Annotated in this window: 1 protein-coding gene; it reads left to right on the plus strand. The window is 74.2% G+C overall.

Features of this window, described 5'->3' with window-relative positions:
• Positions 1–159: 159 nt before the first annotated feature.
• Positions 160–9633 carry a type I polyketide synthase gene (locus SAM23877_RS33800; RefSeq protein WP_053141465.1) on the plus strand — a complete coding sequence of 3158 codons (9474 nt, stop codon included), beginning with the start codon at positions 160–162 and terminating at the stop codon, positions 9631–9633.
• Positions 9634–9640: the final 7 nt, after the last annotated feature.

A 9640-nucleotide genomic window follows, 5' to 3' on the forward strand; every position in this document is an offset into this window, starting at 1 on the left:
CCTCGGTGAGGGTTTTTGCCGGCGGTATGGGGGCGGTTTTCCCGGGGATCCGAAATCATTCGGCAACCCACAACACTTCGCATCACGCGGCCCGTGTGAGCTGTGCGAGATTTCCCGGCGCGAAAAAACGAACTGCCGGTCCGGAGAAGGTGGCATCGAGTGGCCGACAATCAGAAGTATCTCGACTACCTCAGGCGGCTCACCGCGGACCTGCGGCAGACCCGGCGCCAGCTGCGGGAGGTCGAGGCGCGCGGCAGCGAACCCGTGGCGGTCGTCGGCATGGGCTGCCGCTACCCCGGCGGTGTGCACTCCCCGGAGGACCTCTGGCACCTGGTCTCCGAGGGCCGTGACGGGATCTCCGGCTTCCCCCTCGATCGAGGCTGGGACACCGCCGTGTACGACGACGACCCCGACGCCGCCGGCACGACGTACGTGCGCGAGGGCGGGTTCCTCCACGACGCGGGGGAGTTCGACGCCGGCCTGTTCGGCATCTCCCCCCACGAGGCGCTCGCGATGGACCCCCAGCAGCGGCTGATGCTGGAGACCTCCTGGGAAGCCCTGGAACGCGCGGGCATCGACCCGCTGTCCCTGCGCGGATCCCGCACCGGCGTCTTCATCGGTTCCTCGTCCTCCGCCTACGGCACCGGCCTGCGCACCCTCCCGCAGGGCGTCGAGGGCCACCTGCTCACCGGCAGCGCGCCCAGCGTCGTCTCCGGCCGCGTCGCCTACGCCCTGGGCCTCGAAGGGCTTGCGGTCACCGTGGACACCGCCTGTTCGTCCTCGCTGGTCGCCACCCACCTCGCCGTGCAGGCGTTGCGCAATGGCGAGTGCGACACGGCGCTCGCGGGCGGCGTCACCGTCATGACCAGCCCGGGCATCTTCACCGAGTTCAGCAAGCAACGAGGCCTCGCGGCCGACGGCCGCTGCAAGCCGTTCTCCGCCGACGCCGACGGCACCGGCTGGTCCGAGGGCGCCGGCGTCCTCGTGCTGCGCCGCCTGTCGGACGCCCGTCGCCGCGGCGACCGTGTGCTCGCCGTGATCAAAGGTTCCGCGGTCAACCAGGACGGCGCGTCCAACGGCCTGAGCGCCCCGAACGGCCCCTCGCAGGAACGCGTCATCCGCGCCGCGCTGGAGAACGCCCGGCTCGCCGCCGCCGACATCGACGTGGTGGAGGCGCACGGCACCGGCACCACCCTGGGCGATCCGATCGAGGCGCAGGCGCTGCTGAACGCCTACGGTCAGGACCGGCCCGCCGACCGGCCGCTGTGGCTGGGCTCGATCAAGTCCAACATCGGGCACGCCCAGGCCGCGTCCGGTGTCGCCGGCCTCATCAAGATGGTGATGGCCCTGCGCGCCGGGGAGCTGCCGCCCACCCTCCACGTCACCGAACCCACCCCGCACGTCGACTGGTCCCAGGGCCACGTCCGGCTGCTGACCGACTCCGCGTCCTGGCCGCAGGATCCCGAGCGGCCTCGCCGGGCGGGCGTCTCCTCGTTCAGCATCAGCGGAACCAACGCTCACCTCGTACTGGAGGGCGCCGACGCCACGGCCGCACCGGCCGGGGACGAGGCCGACGACGGGGGCGAGAGGAGGGCCGAGGAAGAGGCCGAGCGCAAGGCCGACGGCACCGACGAGCCCGCGCCGCGCGTCTTCGACACCGCGGCGCTGCCCTGGATCCTCTCCGCCCGGACCCCTGAGGCGCTGCGGGGCCAGGCCGAACGGCTGGCCGGGGTCGCGGGCGACCTCGACCCGGCCGGTGTCGCGCGCACCCTGGCGGTCTCCCGTGCGGTGTTGGAACACCGGGCGGTGGTGGTGGGTCCGGATCGTATGGGTGGGTTGGGGGCGTTGGCGGGGGGTGTGGCGCATCCGGGTGTGGTGCGGGGTGTGGCGCGTTCGCGGGTGTCTCCGGTGTTCGTGTTTCCCGGTCAGGGGTCGCAGTGGGCGGGGATGGCCGCGGAGTTGGTGGAGCGGGAGCCGGTGTTCGCCGAGGCGATGGCGGAGTGCGGGAGGGCGTTGGAGCCGTTCACCGACTTCTCTCTGCTGGAGGTGGTGCGGGGCGACGGTGAGGGTGTGGGGCTGGAGCGGGTGGAGGTGGTCCAGCCGGTTCTGTGGGCGGTGATGGTGTCGCTGGCGAGGTTGTGGGCTTCGGTGGGGGTGGTGCCGTCTGCGGTGGTGGGTCATTCGCAGGGGGAGATCGCGGCGGCGGTGGTGGCCGGTGGTCTGTCGTTGGAGGACGGGGCGCGGGTGGTGGCTCTGCGGGCGCGTGCGATCGCCGGGGAGTTGGCGGGGCGGGGCGGGATGGTGTCCCTGGCGGTGCCGGTGGTGGAGGCGGAGAAGCTGGCAGGGCGGTGGCCGGGGTTGTCGGTGGCGGCGGTCAACGGCCCGGGTTCCACGGTGGTGTCCGGTGAGGCGGGCGCGGTGGAGGAGTTGCTGGCGCACTGTGAGGCGGAGGGCATCAGGGCGCGGCGGGTTCCGGTGGATTACGCCTCGCACTGTGCGCAGGTGGAGCGGATCCGTGAGCGGCTGCTGGAGGATCTGGCCCCGATCACTCCGGTCTCCTCGGCGGTGCCGTTCCATTCGACGGTGACCGGTGTGCGGATGGACACCGCTGGGCTGGATGCGGAGTACTGGTACGGCAATCTGCGCAACACGGTGCGGTTCGAGGAGGTCACGCGGGCCCTGCTGACCGAGGGCCGCACCTTGTTCGTGGAGGTGAGTCCGCATCCGGTGCTGGCTGTCGGGGTGCAGGAGAGCATGGAGGCCGCGGGCGGTGCGGGGGTGGTGCTGGGGACGTTGCGGCGCGGCGAGGGAGGTGCGCAGCGTTGGGTGACCGCGCTGGCCGAGGCCCACGTCCACGGCGCCCCCGTCGACTGGACGCGCGTACTGCCGCAGGTCGACCCCGTCGACCTGCCGACCTACGCCTTCCAGCGTGCCCACTACTGGATGACCGACCCGCCCGAGTCGGTGGCCGCCGCGAGCGGCACCACGGACGCCGACCCCGTCGAGGCGGACTTCTGGGAAGCCGTCGACCGGCTCGACTACGAGCAGGTGTCCGGCACCCTGCGCATGGACTCACATGACGGCCTGGAGTCCGTCCTGCCGGCGCTGGCGGTGTGGCGTCGGGACCGGGCCGAACACTCCACCGTGAACTCCTGGCGCTACCGCGAAGCCTGGCAGCCCCTCGACATCCCCCGGGCCGGCACCCTCGACGGGCGCTGGCTCCTGCTGCACACCGAGGGCGTCGACACCGGCCATGCCGAACGCTGCGCCCAAGCGCTGCTGGAGGCGGGCGCGGAACCGGTCGACGTCACGGTCCCCGACGACTCCCTCGACCGGTGGGGGCTCAGCGAACTCCTGCGCGAGGCGGCCGGAGGAGCCGAGGGGGCGGAACCGGTCACCGGAATCCTGTCGCTCCTCGCCGACGACCGCCGGGCACACCCCGAGGACGGGGCGGTGTCCGTCGGCCTCGGCGCGACCCTCACGGTCGTCCAGGCGCTGGCCGACGCCGAGGTCACCGCCCCGCTGTGGTGCGTCACGACCGGCACCGTCGCCACGCACCGCGCCGACCGGATCGTCGACCCCGCAGCCGCCCGCCTCTGGGGACTGGGCCGGGTGGCCGCTCTGGAGCACCCCGAGCGGTGGGGCGGACTGATCGACCTGCCGATCGACCCCGAGCCCCGGGCGACGGCCCGCCTCGCCGCCGTGCTCGCCGGCACGGAAGACCAGGTCGCCGTACGGGCCGAAGGCGTCTACACGCGCCGCCTGCTCCACGCGCCGGCCGCCGAGCTTCTGCCCGGGAAGGTGGCACCCGAGGCGGTGCTGATCACCGGTGGCACCGGCGCGCTGGGCGCCGAGACCGCCCGTATGCTCGCCCGCCGGGGCACCCGGAAGCTGGTACTGAGCAGCAGGCGGGGCCCCGGCGCGCCCGGCGCCGCCGAACTGGTCGCCGAACTCGCCGACCTGGGTGCCACCGCCGTCGCCCACGCGTGCGATGCGGCCGACCGTGAGGGGCTGGCCGCCCTGCTCGCCGAGCACCCGGTCACCGGAGTCGTGCACGCCGCCGGAACCGATCCAGCCCTGCCGCTCGATTCCACCTCCGTACCCGTCCTGGCCGAGGGGCTGCGCGCCAAGGCCGTCGGGGCCGAGCACCTCGACGCGCTCCTGCCCGACGCCGAACTGTTCGTGGTGTTCTCCTCGATCGCCGGAGTGTGGGGGAGCGGTGGCCAGGCCGCCTACGCCGCCGCCAACGCCCACCTCGACGCCCTCGTCGCGGCCCGTCGGGCGGCGGGCCGGAGCGGCACCGCCGTGGCCTGGGGCTCCTGGGCGCAGATCGGCATGGCCGCCCGGGACGGTGTCGACGAGTACCTGAAGCGCCGGGGCCTGCGCCCCATGCCGCCGGGGCTGTGCGTCGCCGCGTTGGAGCACGCGATCGACACCGGCGACACCTGTGTGGTCGTCGCGGACGTCGACTGGGCACGCTTCGCCCCCGCCTTCACCAGCCGCCGGCCCAGCCCGCTGCTCTCGGCCCTGCCCGAGGCCACCGAGGCCCTGGCCGGCGGACCGGCCGCCGAGGACCAGGCCTCCGCCGTGCGGACCCTGCTGGCCGGGCTGCCGGAGTCGGAGTGGGCCCGCACCGTCCTCGACCTGGTCCGCCGGGAGACCGCGGCGGTCCTCGGCTACGCCGAACCGGTCGACGCCGACCGCCCGTTCAAGGACCTGGGCGTGGACTCCCTCACCGCCGTCACCGTCCGCAACCGGGTGGCCGGCGCTCTCGATCTGCGCCTGCCCACAACCCTGGTCTTCGACCATCCCACCCCCTCGGACGTCTCCCGCCACGTGCTTTCGCTGGTCAGCGGCGACGCCCGCGAGACGGTCACGACGGCCGAGGTGTCCGACGAGCCGCTGGCGATCGTCGGCATGGCATGCCGGTACCCGGGCGGCGCCTCCTCGCCCGAGGAACTGTGGCGGCTGGTCACCGAGGGCATCGACGCGGTCGGCGGCTTCCCGTCCGACCGCGGGTGGCCCACCGACGACGACACGGGCCCCGGGACCTCCTACACGCGCGTCGGAGGCTTCGTGCACGACGCCACCTCCTTCGACGCCGACCTGTTCGGCATCTCGCCGCGCGAGGCCATGGCGATGGACCCGCAGCAGCGGCTGCTGCTGGAGACCTCCTGGGAGCTGTTCGAGCGCGCTGGGCTGAGCCCGCACGCCGTGCGCTCGACTCCCACCGGGGTCTTCATCGGTGCCTCGCCGTCCGGATACGGAGTGGGCGTCGCCGTCCCCGGCTCCGAAGGGCACTCGCTCACCGGAATGTCGGGCAGCGTGCTGTCCGGCCGGGTGGCCTACGTCTTCGGGCTGGAGGGTCCGACGCTGACCGTGGACACCGCCTGCTCGTCGTCCCTGGTGGCCCTGCACCTCGCGGCGCGGTCGCTGCGCGACGGCGAGTGCACGATGGCCGTCGTCGGCGGCGTCGCGGTGATGACCAGCCCCGGCGTCTTCTCCGAGTTCGCCCGGCAGGACGGCCTGGCCTCCGACGGCCGCTGCCGGGCGTTCTCCGCCGACGCGGACGGCACCGGCTGGGGCGAGGGGGTGGGGCTGCTGCTGGTGGAGCGGCTCTCCGAGGCGCGGCGCAACGGGCACGAGGTCCTGGCGGTGGTGCGCGGCTCCGCGGTGAACTCCGACGGTGCTTCCAACGGGTTGACGGCGCCGAACGGACCTTCCCAGCAGCGGGTGATCCGGGCGGCGCTGGCGACGGCCGGTCTCGCGCCGCACGAGGTGGACCTCGTAGAGGCGCACGGCACCGGCACGAAGCTGGGCGATCCGATCGAGGCGCAGGCACTGCTCGACGTCTACGGACAGGAGCGCGACCCCGAACGGCCCCTGTGGCTGGGCTCGTTGAAGTCCAACATCGGACACGCCCAGGCGGCGGCCGGGGTCGGCGGCGTCATCAAGACGGTCATGGCACTGCGGCACGGTGTGCTGCCCCGTACCCTGCACGTGACCGAGCCCACGCCCGAGGTGGACTGGACGACGGGCGCGGTGGAACTGCTCACCGAGGCCCGTCCGTGGCCGGAGCCGGACCGCCCCCGCCGTGCGGGGGTGTCGGCCTTCGGAATCAGCGGCACCAACGCACACGTGGTGCTGGAGCACGCTCCCGCGACGACGAGCTCCGAAAGCCCCGTGCGCCGGACGACCCCACCCCTGGTCCCGTGGGTGCTCTCGGCCCGCACGCCGCAGGCGCTGCGGGAGCAGGCCGCCCGACTGGCCGAGCGGGTCACGCGGGACGACACTCTCCACCCGGTCGACGTGGCGGTCTCCCTGGCGGACGGCCGGGCCCACCTGGAACACCGGGCCGTGGCCCTGGGACACGACCGCGAGGCCTTGCTCACCGAACTCTCCGACCTCGCTGACGCCGGCCACCTGACAGTCCGCGACAGCGCCGAATCCGGCCGCTTGGCGCTGCTGTTCTCCGGTCAGGGTTCGCAGCGGCTGGGGATGGGCCGGGAGTTGTACGGGGCATTTCCGGTGTTCGCGGACGCTTTCGACGCGGTGTGTGCGCGGGTGGATCTTGAGCGTCCGCTGCGTGAGGTGGTGTTCGGCGAGGACGCGGGGTTGCTGGAGCGGACCGTCTACGCGCAGGCGGGGTTGTTCGCGCTGGAAGTGGCGCTGTTCCGGCTGGTGGAGTCGTGGGGTGTGACCCCGGACGTGCTGGTGGGGCATTCGATCGGTGAGCTGGCCGCCGCGCATGTGGCAGGGGTGTTGTCGCTGGAGGATGCCTGCGCGTTGGTGTCGGCTCGGGGGCGGTTGATGGATGCGTTGCCCGGGGGTGGGGCGATGCTGGCGGTGGAGGTGGCCGAGGAAGCTCTGGAGCTGCCCGACGGGGTGGACCTGGCGGCGGTCAACGGACCCACGTCGGTGACGGTGTCCGGTGAGGCGGAGGCGATCGCGGAGCTGGAGGAGCGGCTCCGGGCGCAGGAGGTCCGCGTCAAGCGCCTCGCGGTCTCGCACGCCTTCCACTCCCACTTGATGGAGCCGATGCTGGCCGACTTCGCGGCCGTGGCGCGGTCGTTGACCTACCACACCCCCCGGATCCCGGTCGTCACCACCGCCCCCGGTGACATTGCCACTCCCGAGTACTGGGTGGGCCAGGTGCGCGAGCCGGTCCGCTTCGCCGACGCGCTCGGCCGGTTCGCCGGGGTGCGGACGGCACTGGAGCTGGGCCCCGCCGGGGTGCTCTCCGCCCTGGCCCAGGAGCAGGTCGACAGCCTGGTGGCCGTCCCCGCGCTGCGGCCGGGGCACGGCGAGGCGGAGACACTGCTGCGCGTGATCGCCCGGGCTCACGTACGGGGCGCCGAGGTCGACTGGTCGGCGGTGACGGGCGTGGGAGACCGGATCGAGCTGCCCACGTACCCCTTCCAGCGCACCCGCTACTGGCCCGACCCCCCGGCCCCCGACGCGGCAGCGGCGCCGGCGTCCGCCGCATCACCGGCGGAGTCCCGCTTCTGGGCGGCCGTCGACGAGGGCGACGTCGAGTCCCTGGCCGCCACCGCGGGCCTCGACCCGGCGGCGCTGGAGCCCCTGCTGCCGGCCCTGTCGGCCTGGCACAGCGACGCCCGCGAGCACGAGGCCGTCGGTGCCTGGCGGTACCGGATCGCCTGGAAGCCCCTGGCGGAGCCGCCCGCGGCGTCCTGCGCGGGACGGTGGCTTCTGGTGGCTCCGGACGACGCCGACGCGACGGTCGACGCCTGCCGCGCGGCGCTCGCCGAACGGCAGGGCGAGGTCGACCTGCTCGTCGTCGACCCCTCCGCCACCGACGCGGAGGAGCTCGCGGACCTGCTCCGCGACTACGTCGTCCCCGGCGAACAACTCCGCGGCCTGATCTCCCTGCTCGCCCTGGACGAGACGCCGCACCCGGACCACCCGGTGCTCACCGCCGGCCTGGCCGGCACCCTCTGCCTGCTGCACGCCGCGCTCGACGTCGATCCGGGTCCGCTGTGGACCGTCACCGCGGGCGCCGTCGGCGCGGGCGAGGACGAGGCACCCACCAGCCCGGCCCAGGCCGCCGTGTGGGGCCTGGGCCGGGTCGCGGCGCTGGAACACCCCCGCCACTGGGGCGGTCTGGTCGACCTGCCCGCCGACGGCCTCGGCGACGACCCGCGCCTCGCCGCGCGGCTCGCGGCGACCCTGACCCGCACCGACGGCGAGGACCAGGTGGCGGTCCGGGCCGCGGCCACCCTCGGACGACGGCTGCGCCACGCCGACCCCGTCCCTCAGCGTCCCGGTACGGGATGGACGCCGGACGGCACGGTGCTGGTCACCGGCGGCACCGGTGCCATCGGCGGCCACGTCGCCCGCTGGCTGGCGACCGAGGGCGCCGAACACCTCGTCCTGCTGAGTCGGCGCGGCCCCGACGCCCCGGGAGCCCGCGAACTCACCGGGGAACTCACCGCCCTCGGCGCCCGCGTCACCGTCGTCGCCTGCGATCTGCAGGACCGCGGCGACGTCAGCCGGGTGCTCGACGCGCTGGCCGCCGACGGCGTCACCGTCCGGACCGTCATGCACACCGCCGGCCTGGGCGTTCTGGCCCCGCTCGCCGACACCGGCGTCGCGGACCTCGCCCACCTGGTCGGCGGCAAGGTAGCCGGCGCCCGTCACCTCGACGAACTGCTCGACCCCGCGCGACTGGACGCCGTCGTCCACTTCTCCTCCATCGCAGCGATGTGGGGCGTCGGACAGCACGGGGGCTACGCGGCCGGCAACGCCTACCTCGACGCGCTCGCCCAGCAGCGCGGCCGGGAAGGCGCCCCCGTCCTCTCCGTCGCCTGGGGGCCGTGGGACGGCGGCGGCATGGTCGACCAGGACGCCGTGCAACCGATGCTGCGCCGCGGCATCTCACTCCTCGAGCCCGGCCCCGCCCTGGTCGCCCTGCGCCAGGCGCTCGACGCCCGCGAACCGTCCACGGCCGCCGCGGAGGTCGACTGGGAGCGGTTCGCACCCTCCTTCACCGCGCTGCGCCCCAGCCCGCTGCTCGCCGAACTGCCCGAGGTACGCGCCCTCCGGCCCGCCGCGGCCACAGCCGCTCCCGACACGGTCCAGGACGGGTTCCGCGCCCGGCTGGCCGCGCTGTCCCCGGTGGAGCGCGAGCGCGCGGCGCTGGAACTCGTCCGCACACACGCCGCCGTCGCGCTCGGCCACGCGCGAGCGGAGGACATCGAGCCGGAACGCACCTTCCGCGACCTGGGCGCCGACTCGCTGACCGCCGTGGCACTGCGCGACGGGCTGGCCTCCGCGAGCGGCCTGACCCTGCCGGCCACGCTCGTCTTCGACCAGCCGACGCCCGTAGCGCTGGCGGAGCACCTGCTGGGCCTGCTGATGCCCGAGGACACCGTCGACGACCTGCCGTCGGCGGACGACCTCGACCGGCTCGAGGCGGCGCTCGCCCGCCGTTCCGGCGACGACCTCGACCGGGTCCGGATCGTGATGCGGCTGGAGTCACTGCTCGCCACGGCACGGAGCGGGACCGGTACCGGCACGGCCTCCGCCGAGAGCGCCGCCCTGGCCGACCGGCTGGGAGACGCCACGGACGACGAACTGTTCGATTTGGTCGAGAGGGATCTGGGACTCAAGTGACCGCCGC

This window comes from Streptomyces ambofaciens ATCC 23877 (assembly GCF_001267885.1).
GTDB lineage: Bacteria > Actinomycetota > Actinomycetes > Streptomycetales > Streptomycetaceae > Streptomyces > Streptomyces ambofaciens.